The sequence below is a fragment of the Elioraea sp. genome (assembly GCF_051860475.1).
Lineage (GTDB): Bacteria > Pseudomonadota > Alphaproteobacteria > Acetobacterales > Acetobacteraceae > Elioraea.
Genome location: NZ_JBHYDW010000011.1, coordinates 1 through 14,014 on the forward strand (window position 1 = coordinate 1; position 14,014 = coordinate 14,014).

The following is a 14,014-nucleotide window of genomic DNA, read 5'->3' on the forward strand; positions in this document are numbered from 1 at the left end:
GAGCGCGGCGGACAGCGGGTGAACCGCGACGGAGCGGCCGGCCCCGCAGGACCGGCCGCCCGTTCATGCGTAACGTCGCGGATCAGGCCGGATACTTGAACTCCGGCAGCGCGCGCAGGCTGTCACGGGTTGCGTTCGGCAGCGTGATGTTGCCCTCGCTGTCGATGGTGAGGCGCTCGAACGGCACGGCCACCAGCCTGGCGCCGATGCCGAGGAAGCCGCCGACCGAGAGCACCGCGACCGGCACGCGCTCGTCGCGGCTGATGATCAGGTCGTCGATCGAGCCGATGCTCTCGCGCTCGCTGTTGCGCACGGTCGCGCCGACCACCTTGGAGGCGCGCATGCCCGAGGCGGCGATCGCGGCCGGATCGACCTCGCGCGGCTCGGCAGGCATCGCCTGGGACGGCATCGCCGGCGTGGTCGGCATCGCCTGCGACGGGGTTGCGGGTGCGATGCGCTCGGGAACCGTCTGGCCGGTCGCCGCCGGGCCAGGGATCGTCGGCGCCGCGGGGTCGGGCGTCGCCTGCTGCGCGAGCGCGGGCGTGGCGATCACGCCGGCCAGCAGCATGGCCTTGAGGGTGTCGTTCAGTCGCATGGTCCACTCCTTCCGTGGGTCGTCTGGACCGTCGGGCGGACGTTGATGCGCCTGCCCACGATCTGACCAGTGAACGGCGCCAGGAGCATCCGGTTTCGTGCTCCTCGCGCGACTGCCGTGCTCGCGAGCAGTCGCACCGTGCCGTCGCGCCGCCGCGACGACGGCGGGCGAATGCGGTTCCGGAGGTGGTGGCGAACGCAGGGAGGTCGGCCGCCGGGGAGGTCGGCATGGCGCAGGCTTGGCGGGCCATGCCTGCGGCCGGCCTCAGCGGATGGAGGCCGGCCCAGGTATCGCGTCAGACGTGGCGGATCACGAGGCCGGGTACTCGAACGCTGCCAGCGCGCGCAGGCTGTCACGCGTGGCCCCTGACAACATCACCTTGCCCTCCTTGTCGATCGTCAGACGCTCGAACGGCACGGCGACAAGCCTGGCGCCCATGCCAAGGAAGCCGCCGACCGACAGAACCGCGACAGGGACGCGGTCGTCGCGGGTGATGATCAGGTCATCGACCGTGCCGATGCTCTCCTCCTGCTCGTTGCGCACCGTCGCGCCGATCAGTTTGGAGGCGCGCTGCCCGGCTGCGATCGCTGCGGCGGAGGCCACACGTGGCGTGGCCGTCACCATGCCGGTCGACGACGGTGCCGGCATTGCCTGGCTCGGGATCGCCTGGCTCGGTGTGGTCTGTCCCGGTGCAGTCCGGCCCGGCACCGCCTGGCTCGGCATCGCCTGGCCGGTGGTGGGTGACGACGGCGTTACGCCCGGTGAAGTCCGGCCCGGCACCGCCTGGCCGGTGGTGGGAGACGACGGCGTCACGCCCGGCGCGGCCTGACTCGGCATCGCCTGGCCGGTGGTGGGTGACGACGGCGTCACACCCGGTGCGGCCTGACTCGGCATCGCCTGGCCGGTGGTGGGCGACGACGGCGTCACGCCCGGTGTCGCCTGCTGCGCGATCACCGGGGTGGCAATCACGCCGGCAACCAGCATCGCCTTCAGAGTGGTGTTGAAGCGCATGATCGGAGTCCCTTTTTCTCGCCCTGTGAGGTCGGGGGTTGTCTCGATCGAAAGCGGAAATCGGTTGAGACCGCAAACGATCTGGAAGGACAACCCGGCCGGCGCCGACAGGTTCCGCCCCGCTGGCGGTCCTGTCATGCTTGCGCCACGATGTCGCGCCGTCCGCGTACACCGCACCAGTATCCGACCGAAGCCGTGCTTCGCGAGGCGGCACTCGCGCATCTCGCTCGCTTTTCGGCCACGCGCGCCGGGCTGCTGCGGGTGCTGACCAACCGGATCGCGCGCTGGGCACGCGACGCCGACCTCGCCGCGGAGGACCGCGCGACGGCGATCACGACGGCGCGTGCGGCCGCCGAGGCGGTGGTGGATCGGCTCGTGGCCGTCGGCGCGGTGGACGACGCGGCGTTCGCGCAGGCCCGCGCGCGCCGGCTTGCGCGCGCGGGACGGTCGGCACCGGCGATCGCGGCGCATCTCGCTGGCAAGGGCGCGGGCGATGTCGCCGGAGAGGCGATCGACGCCGCCTTTCCCGATCGCGACGCGCAACTCGCCACGGCGCTGATCGCCGCCCGCAAGCGGCGCATCGGCCCCTACGGCCCGCCCGACCCGCCGCCGGAGGCGCGCCTGAAAGCGCTCGCCGCGCTGGCCCGCGCCGGGTTCTCGCGCGCGATCGCCGAGGCGGCCCTGGCGATGGACCCCGACGAGGCCGAGGCCCGCATCGCCGCGTTCCGCCGCTGATGCGCGTCGTCGCGACCGGCGAGGGGTTCCGCCGCGGCGTCCGCGCGACGGTCCCCCTGACGGTCGGGCTGGTTCCGTTCGGCCTGGTCGTGGGCGTGCTGGCCCAGGCGCAGGGACTGTCGGCGCTGGAACAGGCGCTGATGAGCGCGGTCGTCTTTGCCGGCTCCTCGCAGATCCTGGTGCTCGAGCTCTGGACCGATCCGGCGCCGGTCACCTCCGCCACGCTCGCGGCGTTGGCGGTGAACGTCCGTTTCGCGCTGATGGGACCCTCGCTCGCTCCATGGATCGACGCACTCAAGGGTCCGCGGAAATGGGCGATGGTCGGCACGATCGTCGATCACGGCTGGGCGCTCGCGCTCGCCGAGATGCGAGCGGGCCGGCACGACGCGCTGTTCTATCTCGGCTCGGTGGCGACGCTCTGGAGCGCGTGGCTGGTGACGACGGTGGTCGGCCATGCGCTCGGCACCGCCGTCGCGCTGCCGCGCGGGCACCCGCTGTTCTTCGCCGCGCCGGCCTGCTTCATCGCCCTGCTCGTGCCGATCTGGCGCGGCCGTGGCGACGCCGCCCCCTGGGCGGTCGCGGCTGCGGTCTCGCTCGGCGTCGGCCCGCTGCTGCCGAACCCGGCGCTCGCCGTGGTGGCGGGCGCGGTGGCAGGCAGTCTTGCTGGTGCGCTGCGCGACACGGCCGGCGGGGCAGGGCGGCCGTGACCCTCGATCCGGTCACGCTCGCCGCCATCCTGGGCATGGCGCTCGCGACCTTTGCCTGCCGGGCATCGGGCTACGTGGTGCTCCGGCGAGTGCAGCCGGGCCCGTTCCTGCGGGCCTTCCTCGGCCACGTGCCGGGCACGCTGTTCGTCGCCTTCGCCGCGCCGGCGGTGGTGCGCGAGGGCTGGCCCGGGTTCGTCGGCGCCGCGGCGACGCTGATCGTCATGCGCGCCACCGGCTCGACGCCGGCGTCGCTGTTGGCAGGGGTGGCGGTGTTCTGGCTGGCGCGCACGCTCGCGTAGCGCTGCGAGCGGACGCGCGATCCGGCTGCGTCCCTACACTGGTTTGGCCTTGGTAATGCAGCAATGATCGCGCCGCAGGCCGCGGTCCCGCAGGAGCGCTGAAGTCCTATCACGGGAGCATCCTAGGCATTCCAGAATTCCTATGTTGCAGAATGCAGTCCGTATTACGGAGCTCGATGTCGTTCCTCAGCCAGACCTTGGTCGCCCTCGTTGTCTACCGTTTCTGGGGTTCATGATTTTATCGTCCAGCGATGAAGCTGTGAGATAGGCAGGACCGGGTTCACACCACCCGGGCGTGCTCCCGCCGACCGGGCCTTCGGCCCTCCAAGCGTCAAGAGGAAAGCGGCGTTGTCGTTCCAGCACGTCCGTGTCGTGTACAAGGTCCTCGTGCTCGTCGGACTGCTGGTGACGGCCACGGCTGCCGTCGCCATCACCGGCACGATCAGCCTCGGCCGTCTTGCCCTCAACATCGAGCGGGTCCAACAGGCCGAGAAGGCCGCGACCGCCGCCGCGCTGACGTCCGAATGGCTGCGCGAGCGCGAGGTTGCCGAGCGCGTGCTCGCCGCGAACCCGACGCCGGAGCAGGTCGCCGCGGCCGAGCAAGAGATCGCTGGGCGCACCGACCGGATCCAGCGGACGCTGGGTGAACTCCGCCAATCGGCGGGCGCCGCGGCATGGGCCCCGCTGCAGCAGGCAGAGACGGCGGTGCGCGCCTATCAGGATGCGGCCTCCGGCTCCGGGGCGGCGCAGGTGCAGGGTGCGGCGGCCGAACTCAGCCGCGACGCAGAGACGCTCCGCGCCGAGGCGAGCGCTTCCTCACAGAGATGGAGGCCGCCTGACCGGGCGATCCCGGGACGACGGGGGCGAAGGGGGCCGCAAGGCCCCCTTCGCGCATCCCCCGGGAACGGGGATCAGGTCGTGGCGGGGCGACCCGGCGCGGCCAATCTGCTTCGGCATGGCCCGCCCGCCGCCTCGGCCGAGGCGCCGCAGCCGCCGGCGGCTCTCGCGGATCGGGGGGTGTTCAGGACAGGCGCGTCACCGCGGCAGCGCGGCCACCGCCTGGCGCAGCGCCGCCGGATCAAGCGGCAGATCGCGCCGCACCACGCCCTGACCGCCGAGCGAGGGCAAGGCGTCTCCCGCCACCATCACCTCGAGCCCGCCGGCATTGCCCGTGGTCATCATCAGGCCAGCGCGCTCCGGTACCCGGTAGGTCTCGCCCGGGCGCAGCACGCGGTTGAACAGCACCGAGCCGGAGCCGCGCTCGCGCACCTGGATCCAGGTATCGGCGCGGGCGCGCAGCAGTACGCGACCGGCCTCCGATCCGGTGGCGCCGTAGCTCGCGGGTTCGCCCGGCGGCGGCTCGGCGGGGGTAGCGGGGGGTGCGGCCTCGGTCGGCGCGCCGGCCACCGGCGTGGCGTTGGCGGCAGAGGGATCCGGCCGGCGCGCCGGCAGTAGGCTCTGCGGCGTCACCGCAGGACCCGTGGGCCAGGCGCCGGTCGGCGGCAGCGTGACGGCCGGGGCCGGCGGCAGCGCGGCCAGCGGCGGCTCGACGGCCCGCGGGTTCTCAGTCGGGTCGACCGGGACAGGGGAGGCCGGGAGCGGGGCGGCAGGCGGCGCATCGCGCGCAGTCATCGCCGGCGCCGCAGGCGCACCTGGCGGGACCGGAACCGCGGGCGGCGACGTCAGCGTCGTCTCGATCCGGGCCAGCCGCTCGGGCAGGGCAGGCACCACGTCGGCGAGGCGCTGGCCGGTGTCGGTCAGGTAGTACCAGCCGCCATAGAGGGCTGCGGCCAGCATCACGCCAACGACCACCAGCGCACCGGCAGGCACACCCCGCTCGGGCACCGGAGCGGGGAAGGTCAGCTCCGGCTTGCGCTTGGCGGCGAGCCCCGTCTCGGCCCGGTAGCGCCGCGAGACCTCCTCCGCGTCGAGGCCGAGAGCGGCGGCATAGCTGCGGACAAAGCCGATGGCATAGGCGGGGGCGGGCAGCGCGTCGGCCCGTCCGTGCTCGATCGCGTCGAGATAGTCCCGCCGGATCCTGAGCGCGGCCGAGACGTCGTTCAGCGAGAGGCCGTGGCGCATCCGCGTGGCGCGAAGCAGCCCGCCGACCGCCGAGGGCGCGGCCATGGTCAGCGTCGTCGGATTCTCGATCAGAGTCGTGTGTCCGTCGTGATGCACCAGCCTGATCCTCGGTGCGCGTCAGCCCTGGCAGCGGGGCCCCCGACCCGACACCAGTGCACGCTATTGTCTATCGCGAGTGAGGGGGCGCACGCCAGCGTTAACCGTCAATGGTTGATTTCCCGGAAACTGCGTGACGTTCCAGGCACGCTTTGTGCGGTGCAGCCCTGCCGGAATGGCGCGACTCCAGGCGCGCCGACCCCGACGCACCGGCCCCCGCGCGGAGCGGGCGGCGGGGGGCTGCCCGCCGCCCGCCCGGGCAGTCGGACCGGCGCGTGTTCGTGTAGAGCGCCCGCGTGCCGACCGAGGCCGAGCGGCCATAGCACACCACCCAGTCGCCGGCGTTGTTGATGCCGCCCGCGCCGGGCCCGCCCGGCAGCGCCGAGGAGGGGAAGGACGCGCCGTTCTCGATGTCGCGCTTGGAGATGTCGTCGGGCGCGTGGCGCACCGCCTGCACGCTGCTCAGCAGCATGGTGCCGAGGAAGGTCGTGCGGCTGTAGCTCGCGATCCAGTCGCCCTGATCGTTGATGCCGACCGCGGCGGCCGTGAGCGGGACGGCGTTGTAGGTGATCCGCTTGCTCGCCCAGGACCGCTTCTCGCCGACGAAGGTGCTGACGCTGTAAGTTGCGACCCACTGGCCCTCGGCGTTGATCGCGACGTCGCCGGCGACGTTGCGCCGCGGATACGTCACCATCTTGCTGCTCGACGAGGTGCGGTAGCCGACGAAGGTGGACTTGCTGTAGTTCACGATCCAGTCGCCCGACGCATTGATCGCGACCGCGGACCGCGCCGGCGCGACCTCGTTGTAGGTCACCATCTTGCTCGACGAGGAGCGCTTGAAGCCGACGAAGGTGGACTTGCTGTAGCAGGCGATCCAGTCGCCGCGGTCGTTGATGGCGACCGAGCCCGGCGTGGTGCGTCGGTCATAGGTCACCATCTTGCTCGCCGACTCGCGGCGGAACCCGACGAAGGTGGACCTGCTGTAGTTCACGATCCAGTCGCCCTCGGCGTTGATGTCGACCGAGGAGGCGGCCAGCGCCACCGCGTTGTAGGTCACCATCTTGGTCGAGGACGAGGTTTTGAACCCGACGAAAGTGGACTTGCTGTAGCAGCAGATCCAGTCGCCCCGATCGTTGATCGCGACGTCGCCGGCGACTGCGGGCACCGCGTTGTAGGTGACCATCTTCTTCGACGAGGCGGTCTTGTGGCCGACGAAGCAGGACAGGCTGTAGACGCAGATCCAGTCGCCGCCCGCGTTGATCGCCACTGCCCCGGGTGTGGTGCGGCGCGGATAGGTCACCATCTTCTTCGCCGTGCCGACACCCTGCCCGACGAAGGTGGAGCGGCTGTAGCAGGCGATCCAGTCGCCGCTGTCGTTGATCGCCACCGCCGGGCGGGCATTGGCGACGCTGTCGTAGGTGACGCGCTTGGACCAGAACGAATTGCGGTAGCCGACGAACACGCTCTTGCTGTAGCCGACGATCCACCAGCCGGTGCTGCTGATCGCGACCGAGGCGCCGATCGCCGGCACCGAGCCGTAGCGCACCGCCTTCCACAGCCCGATCGTCGCGTTCATCGCCTTGTTCGCGTCGATCCGGCCGTTGCCGTAGCGGTTGTCGGAGGTGTCGGTGCCGGCCGGCAGGATCGTGGTCTCGCGCAGGAGCTCGTAGAGCTGCCGCGGCCCGATGGTGCGGTTGCGCGCGAGCAGCAGCGCCGCCACGCCGCCGACCAGCGGCGTGGAGAACGAGGTGCCGGTGGGCGAGGCGTAGCCCGAGGCACCCGAGGTCGTGCGGATCGACACGCCCGGCGCCATCACGTCGAGCCACGGCCCGTAGTTCGAGGTCGTGCGACGCGTGTCATCGGCCTCGGTGTTGCCGACCGCGAGCGTGCGTGAATTCTTCGCCGGCCACTGGTCGTAGGGGATCGACTGGGTCGGGTTATTGGCGTTGCCCGAGGAGGCGATGATCGGCACGCCGGCCTCGAAGGCGTAATCGACCGCGTCGCCGAGCGCGGAGGGCTCGTTATCCACCTTGGCGGGTGAGCTGGTGACGATCACATCGGCACCCTCGTCCACCATGCACTCGATCGCGGCCGCGCTGGTCGTGCCGCCGCCGGCCTTGATGCCCATGAAGCGCGCGTTCCAGCCGGCACCCGCCACGCCGGTTCCATTGTCGGTGACGGCCGCGCACACGCCCACCACCTGCGTGCCGTGCTCGCCGCTGACCGCATCGCCGTCGCCGTCGCAGGGTGTGGCGACGTAGTTGCCGGAGAGGTCGGGGTGGCCGGTGCGCACGCCGTTCGAGTCGTAGACGCCGATGATCACGCCGCTGCCCTTCGAGCGCGTCCAGGCGCCCTCGATGTTCACCTGCGGCAGATGCCACTGCGTCCCGTTCGTATAGTCCGGGTCGTCCGGGGTGTCCTGGTCGGTCGCGAGCTCAGGGTCCTCCTCGACCCGTTCGATCTCGGGCAGCGCCATCAGCGCCGCCGCGACCGCGCGCAGGTCGGTCTTCTCGGGGAACTCCGCGATCAGGCGGCGGTCCATGCGCACGCGCACCAGGCGTTCGAACCGGCGTCGGCCGGTCGTGGAGCGGACCGAAAGGGCGCCGAACTTCTTCAGTACGGCATCGAGCGTCTCGATGCCGGAGTCCTTCAGCACCGCGGGCAGGCGTTCGGTGCGGCTCGCGGCGATGCGCTCGCGCGTGGCCTCGGCGGCCCTGGGCGCGAGCGTGATCACCAGGCGGCCCGGAACGGAGCCACCGGCAGGCGTCTTGATGTCCTCGCTCATCGGACTACTCCCCCCTCGGAGACGTTTCGCGTTCGCTCGCGCCGGCCTCGCTGGCGGTGGCCGGGCTCGTCGCCTCGGACCCGCTCGCGGCGACCGCGCGGAGCCCGTCGATGGTGAGTTCGATGCGCCGCAGTTCGCCCTGCAGCCGCGCCACCTCCACTGCCGGATCGAGCGCCTCGTCGGCGGCCGCCGCCTCGATGGCCTCGTCGACAGCGCGGAACTCGCCGGACACGGGCGCAAGCGCGTCGTCGAGCGCGCCGGCGATCCCGCCCTGCAGCTCGGCGAGCGTCGCGCGCAGCACCGCGCCCTCGACCGGCGCGGCGGTCGCGCGCGCCAGCGTCTCGATCGCCATCTCGGCCTTGCTCCAACGCTCCTTGAGCGCGGCGAGCATCGCGGTGATCCGGTCCGCGTCGAGCGTGAGCTCCTCGGCGGCGAGCGGCAGATCCTCGTCGCGCGCGAGTGCAGGGGCGTCAGCCTCGGCGAGCGCGCTTCGGCCGGGCGCGCTCTCGTCCGCGGTCAGCGGCGTCACACGCCTGAGCATGTCCTCGAGCGCCGCGCGGTCGAGCGAGAATCCGGCGGGCAGCAGGCGCTTGACCGGCGCCTCGGCGAGCACGCGCTCGATCTCGCCGACGCTCAGCGCGGCAAGCTCGGAGGCGCTGCCGATCGCGCCGCTGAGCGCGAGCGCCTGGGCGATGTCGGTCGGAAGGCCGAGGCGGCTCAGCTCCGCGCCGGCGGTCAGCCGGTGCTCGTCCTCGGCGGTGACGCCGGCCTTCCTGCGGAGCTCGGGCGTGAGGTCGGCGCGACGGAACGCGTCGAGCCGCGCCAGCCCCAGGGATTTCATTACTGTATGGTAATGCGTTGCCGGGGTCGCGTCGGCTCTCTTCGCTGCTGCCATGGAGGTCTCCTCTCAGGGGCGCCTGGTTCAGCCTGCGCACATGCCGCGCCGTTCGGGGCAGCTCGTACCGCTCTCGGTCCGTTGCCTGGACGCGCCGATGGGCACATCGCCGGTGCTCGCAGGATCGTGCTTGCGTGCGCTGATCCCACGCTGCGATGAGGTCGAGCCTAGCAGAGACGCGATCGCGGCCAAAACGAAAAACCGGCCGCGGGATGTGCGCGCGATCACACCGCCGACGCGCGCATGGTGCGCGGGCCTGATCCTAGTCGAGCGCGATTCCGTGGTCGCGCGCGTAGGCCGCGATGTCCGGCCGCAGGCTTGTCCCACCGCGCGCCGAGCGCCGCAGCCCCGCGAGGAAGGTGCGGAACGCGGCGAGATCGAGGCTGCGCACCATCGCCTTCACGGCAGGCACCGAAGCCGCCGGGATCGAGACCTGCTCGATCCCGACCCCGAACACGGCGAGCGCCTCGAGCGGACGCGCCGCCGCCTCGCCGCAAAGTCCGACCGGCACGCCGGCGGCCGCACCTGCGGTGCCGACCTGCTCCAGCACGTCCAGCATCGGGGCGGACAGGAAATCATAGCGTCCGGCGACCCGCGGGTTGCCGCGATCGGCGGCGAACAGGAACTGGGTGAGGTCGTTCGAGCCGATCGAGAGGAACGCCGCCTCGTCGAGCAGCGCGGGCAGCTGCCAGATCAGCGCCGGCACCTCCAGCATCGCGCCGGCGCGCACCGCGACCGGCGCCGCACCGCGCCGTTCGGCCGCGCGCCGTTCGGCCGCGAGCAGCGCCTTGGCCGCGCGCAGCTCCTCCACCGTCGTCACCATCGGGAACATCACCGACAGGGTCCCGCCCGCTGCCGCGCCGAGCATCGCGCGCAGCTGCCGGCGCAGCATCGCCGGGCGATCGAGCCCGATGCGCAGGCTGCGCCAGCCGAGCGCGGGGTTCTCCTCCTGCTCATGCGCGAACCTGGGCAGCAGCTTGTCGCCGCCGAGATCGATGGTGCGGAACACCACCGGCTTGCCGCCGGCGGCGGCCAGCACGTCGCGATAGAGCGCCTCCTCGGTCTCGAGTGTGGGCAGGCCGCCGCGGGCAAGCCAGGCGATCTCGGTGCGGAACAATCCGATCCCGTCCGCACCCGTGTCGGCGAGATGCGGCAGGTCCATCAGCAGCCCTGCGTTGATCATCACCGTCAGCCGTACGCCGTCCCGTGTGCGCGGGTCGACCTCGCGGAGCCCGGCCTCGGCGGCGCGGCGTGCCGCGCGCGCGGCCAGCGTGGCGGTGTAGCCGGCGACGATCTCGGCGTCGGGGCGGAGCACCAGCCGGCCCTCATCGGCATCCAGCACGGCCGGCTCGCCGGCGACGGCCGACTCGGTCGCACCGCGGCAGCCGGCCAGCAGCGGCACGGCGAGTGCGCGGGCGATGATGGTCGCGTGCGCGGTGGGGCTGCCTTCCTCCAGCACCAGGCCGGCCAGCCCGCGCGCGTGGTAGTCGAGCAGCTCGGCGGGGCCGACGCGCCGTGCGATCAGGATGAACCCCTGGGGCATCTCCTCGTCGGGCCCGGCGCCGCCCAGATGGCCGATCAGCCGCCCGGCAAGATCCTCGATATCGGCGAGCCGCTCACGCAGATAGGGATCGCTGATCTGGCGCATTCGTGTGCGGAGTTCCGCGAGCACGCGCTCGACCGCCGCCTCGGCCGTCAGCCCGTCGCGCACCACCGCCTCGATCCGCCCGAGCCAGCCCTGGTCGGCGGCGATCAGCCGGTACGCCTCCAGCACCTCGCGCGGCTCCTGCCCTGCGGCGCGCGCCGGGCCTTCCAGCAGCGCATCGACCGCGCGCTGCATCGCATCGGTCGCCTCGCGCAGCCGGCGGAGCTCCGCCTCCGGGCTCTCGGCGAGCACCACGCGCGGGGCGGCGCGCCGTCCGTGCCGGAGCACCGGACCCATCGTGATCCCGGGGGTGAGGCCGATCCCCTCGAAGTGCCGCGCCATCGAGCCGGGCAGAGTGAGCACCGCCTCCTCGGTGGCGGGCCGGGCGCCATGCAGCATCTCCGCGAGCAGCATCGCCACCGTCTCGAGCACCTCGACCTCGTCCTCGGCGTAGCGGCGTGGCGCACGGTTCTGCACCGCGATCACGCCGAGCACCTCGGCCCCGCGCAGCACCGGCACGGCGAGCATCGAGGCGTACGGCTCCTCGCCCGTCTCGGGGCGGTAGGCGAAGGCCGGGTGGTTCTGCGCGTCCGGCAGGTTGAGCGGACGCGCCTCGGCCGCCGCCGTGCCGACGATCCCCTCGCTGACGCGGAGCCGCGTGCGGTGCACCGCCTCGGGGCGCAGGCCCTCGGTGGCGGCGAGTTCGAGGATCTCGCCCGGGCGCATCACATAGACCGAGCAGACCTCGGCGACGAACTCGGCAGCGACGAGGCGGACGAGCCCGTCGAGGCGCGGCGGAAGCTCGGTCGCGCGCGCCATCAGCCGGCGCAGGCGCGCGAGCAGTCGTCGGGGGGTGGTGGCAGTCTCTCGGGGGGGTGCCGACACCTGTCCCGCGGCTCACTCGGCCGCCTGGGACAGCGCCGGCGGGTCTCCGCGCGCCATCAGCGCGGCGACCGCCTGCTCGACGAGTTCGGCGATGATCTCGGCGGTGGGCTGCTCGCGCGTCACCATGCCCACGCTCTGCCCTGCCATCAGCGAGCCGTTCTCGACGTCGCCGTCGATGACCGCGCGGCGCAGCGCTCCGGCCCAGAAATGCTCGATATCGAGCTGCGCCGCGTCTTTCGCCAGTTCGCCGGACTTGAAGCGGCGGATCACCTCGGCCTGGTGGTCCATGAAGCGCCTGGTGCCCTCGTTCACCAGCGCGCGCACGGGGATGACCGGGAAGGCGGGATCGAGCTGCACGGTCGGCACGGCCTCGCGCGCGGCCGCACGGATGAAGGCCCGCTTGAACTGCGGATGGGCGATGGATTCGGTCGCGCACACGAAGCGCGTGCCGATCTGGCAGCCCGAGGCGCCCATTTCGAGATAGGCGAGGATCGCCTCGCCGCGCCCGAGCCCGCCGGCGACGAAGACCGGCACGTCGCGCAGATGCGGCAGGATCTCCTGCGCCAGCACGGTGAGGCTGACGGGGCCGATATGCCCGCCGGCCTCGGCGCCCTCGATCACCAGCGCATCGGCGCCCGACCGGACGAGCTTCTTTCCCAGAGACAGAGCAGGTGTGAAGCAGACGAGCTTGGCGCCGCTGTCCTTGATGCGCCGGATCGCCGGGCCGGGCGGGATGCCGCCCGCGAGCACGATGTGGCCGACCTTGTGGTCGAGGCAGACCTCGATCAGTGCGTCGAGCTCGGGGTGCATGGTGATCAGGTTCACCCCGAACGGCTTGCCGGTGAGCGCCTGGGTGCCGCCGATCTCGGCGTCGAGCAGGGCCGGCGACATGGAGCCGCAGGCGATCACGCCGAACCCGCCGGCATTCGAGATCGCCGCGACCAAGTGGCGCTCGCTTACCCAGCTCATCGCGCCGCCCATGATCGCCACGCGCGTGCCGAGGAAGTCGGCCCCCCGCTTCCACAGGGCCGCGAGCCGCGCCTCGGCCTCGGCGCGCGTCATGCCGCGTCCAGCCCGTAGGCGGTGTGCAGCGCGCGGACGGCGAGCTCGGTCGAATCCTCGCGGATCAGCACCGAGATCTTGATCTCCGAGGTGCTGATCACCTCGATGTTGATGCCGCGCTCGGCCAGCGCCTTGAACATGATGTTCGCGACACCGGCATGGGTGCGCATCCCCACGCCCACGACCGAGATCTTCGCCACCCCCGGATCGGCGATCAGCTCCGCGAAGCCGACCTTTTCGCGCGCCTGCTCCAGCACCGCCTGGGCGCGGGCGAGGTCCGCCCGGCCGACGGTGAAGGTCATGTCGGTCGTGCCGTCGGCCGAGACGTTCTGCACGATCATGTCCACGTTCACGTTCGCGGCGGCGAGCCCGCCGAACACGGCGGCCGCCACGCCCGGCCGGTCCGGCACGCGGCGGAGCGTCACCTTGGCCTCGTCGCGCGAATAGGCGACCCCGCTGACCAGTTCCTTCTCCACGATCTCATCCTCGTCCACCACCAGCGTGCCGGGCCTGTCCTCGAACGAGGATAGCACCTGCACGCGCACCCCTTGCTTCATCGCGAGCTCGACCGAGCGGGTCTGGAGCACCTTGGCCCCCACCGAGGCGAGCTCGAGCATCTCCTCATAGCTGATCCGGTCGAGCTTGCGCGCGCGCGGCACGATCCGCGGGTCGGTCGTGTAGACCCCGTCGACGTCGGTGAAGATGTCGCAGCGATCGGCCCTCAGGGCGGCGGCGAGCGCCACCGCCGAGAGGTCCGAGCCGCCGCGCCCCAGCGTGGTGACGCGGTTGTCCGGCCCGATCCCCTGGAACCCGGCCACGACCGGCACCTGGCCGATCGCCATCCGCTTGAGCAGCTCCGCGCTCTCGATCGCATCCACGCGCGCCGTGCCGTGCGCGCCGTCGGTGCGGATCGGAATCTGCCAGCCCTGCCAGGAGCGCGCCTCCACGCCGATGGTCTGCAACGCGATCGCGAGCAGCCCGGTGGTCACCTGCTCGCCGGTCGCGACCACGGTGTCGTACTCGCGCGCATCGTGCAGGGGCGAGAGCTCCTGGCACCACTTCACGAGCTGGTTGGTCACCCCGGCCATGGCCGAGACCACCACCGCGACCGCGTGGCCAGCCTCGACCTCGCGCTTGACGCGGGTCGCGACGGTGCGGATGCGGTCGAGATCGGCGACGGAGGTGCCGCCGAACTTCATCACGAGTCGGGCCATGCC

12 protein-coding genes are annotated in these 14,014 nt (G+C 72.2%); 3 read left to right on the forward strand and 9 right to left on the reverse strand.

Annotated features, from left to right (window positions below; translation table 11 throughout):
• Positions 1-82: 82 nt before the first annotated feature.
• Positions 83-595: a PRC-barrel domain-containing protein gene (locus tag ACTIFU_RS03650; protein ID WP_439576932.1), complete on the reverse strand. Its 513-nt coding sequence runs from the start codon at positions 593-595 to the stop codon at positions 83-85.
• A gap of 309 nt (positions 596-904) precedes the next feature.
• Positions 905-1,699: a PRC-barrel domain-containing protein gene (locus ACTIFU_RS03655; RefSeq protein ID WP_439576933.1), complete on the reverse strand. Its 795-nt coding sequence runs from the start codon at positions 1,697-1,699 to the stop codon at positions 905-907.
• 57 nt (positions 1,700-1,756) lie between these two features.
• On the opposite strand from ACTIFU_RS03655, the gene ACTIFU_RS03660 reads away from it, so the two are divergent.
• From ACTIFU_RS03660 to ACTIFU_RS03670, 3 genes are read left to right on the forward strand one after another with little or no spacing between them, the layout of a single operon-like run.
• Positions 1,757-2,341 (forward strand): regulatory protein RecX, encoded by a 585-nt coding sequence (locus ACTIFU_RS03660; RefSeq protein WP_439576934.1) that lies wholly within the window; start codon positions 1,757-1,759, stop codon positions 2,339-2,341.
• Positions 2,341-3,048: an AzlC family ABC transporter permease gene (locus ACTIFU_RS03665; RefSeq protein WP_439576935.1), complete on the forward strand. Its 708-nt coding sequence runs from the start codon at positions 2,341-2,343 to the stop codon at positions 3,046-3,048. The genes ACTIFU_RS03660 and ACTIFU_RS03665 overlap by 1 nt, the downstream gene beginning before the upstream one ends.
• On the forward strand, positions 3,045-3,347 hold the full coding sequence (locus ACTIFU_RS03670) for an AzlD family protein (protein ID WP_439576936.1): 303 nt from the start codon (positions 3,045-3,047) through the stop codon (positions 3,345-3,347). Before ACTIFU_RS03665 ends, ACTIFU_RS03670 begins: the two co-directional genes overlap by 4 nt.
• Before the next feature lie 186 nt (positions 3,348-3,533).
• Here ACTIFU_RS03670 and ACTIFU_RS03675 read toward each other — a convergent pair whose 3' ends face one another.
• From ACTIFU_RS03675 to ACTIFU_RS03705, 7 genes are all read right to left on the reverse strand, one after another.
• Positions 3,534-4,004: a hypothetical protein gene (locus tag ACTIFU_RS03675; RefSeq protein ID WP_439576937.1), complete on the reverse strand. Its 471-nt coding sequence runs from the start codon at positions 4,002-4,004 to the stop codon at positions 3,534-3,536.
• 378 nt (positions 4,005-4,382) lie between these two features.
• Complete coding sequence (locus ACTIFU_RS03680; protein ID WP_439576938.1) at positions 4,383-5,525, reverse strand: helix-turn-helix domain-containing protein; 1,143 nt, start codon at positions 5,523-5,525, stop codon at positions 4,383-4,385.
• Positions 5,526-5,625: 100 nt separating this feature from the next.
• Positions 5,626-8,310, reverse strand: a complete 2,685-nt coding sequence (locus ACTIFU_RS03685; protein WP_439576939.1) for a S8 family peptidase — start codon at positions 8,308-8,310, stop codon at positions 5,626-5,628.
• 4 nt (positions 8,311-8,314) lie between these two features.
• On the reverse strand, positions 8,315-9,205 hold the full coding sequence (locus ACTIFU_RS03690) for a hypothetical protein (RefSeq protein ID WP_439576940.1): 891 nt from the start codon (positions 9,203-9,205) through the stop codon (positions 8,315-8,317).
• A gap of 262 nt (positions 9,206-9,467) precedes the next feature.
• Positions 9,468-11,735: a phosphoenolpyruvate--protein phosphotransferase gene (ptsP, locus tag ACTIFU_RS03695; protein ID WP_439576941.1), complete on the reverse strand. Its 2,268-nt coding sequence runs from the start codon at positions 11,733-11,735 to the stop codon at positions 9,468-9,470.
• A 12-nt stretch (positions 11,736-11,747) separates the two neighbouring features.
• The gene (locus tag ACTIFU_RS03700) at positions 11,748-12,797 is read right to left on the reverse strand and encodes an NAD(P)H-dependent flavin oxidoreductase (protein ID WP_439576942.1); all 1,050 of its coding nucleotides are present in this window, start codon (positions 12,795-12,797) and stop codon (positions 11,748-11,750) included.
• Positions 12,794-14,011 (reverse strand): aspartate kinase, encoded by a 1,218-nt coding sequence (locus ACTIFU_RS03705; protein WP_439576943.1) that lies wholly within the window; start codon positions 14,009-14,011, stop codon positions 12,794-12,796. Before ACTIFU_RS03705 ends, ACTIFU_RS03700 begins: the two co-directional genes overlap by 4 nt.
• Between the last annotated feature and the right edge of the window lie 3 nt (positions 14,012-14,014).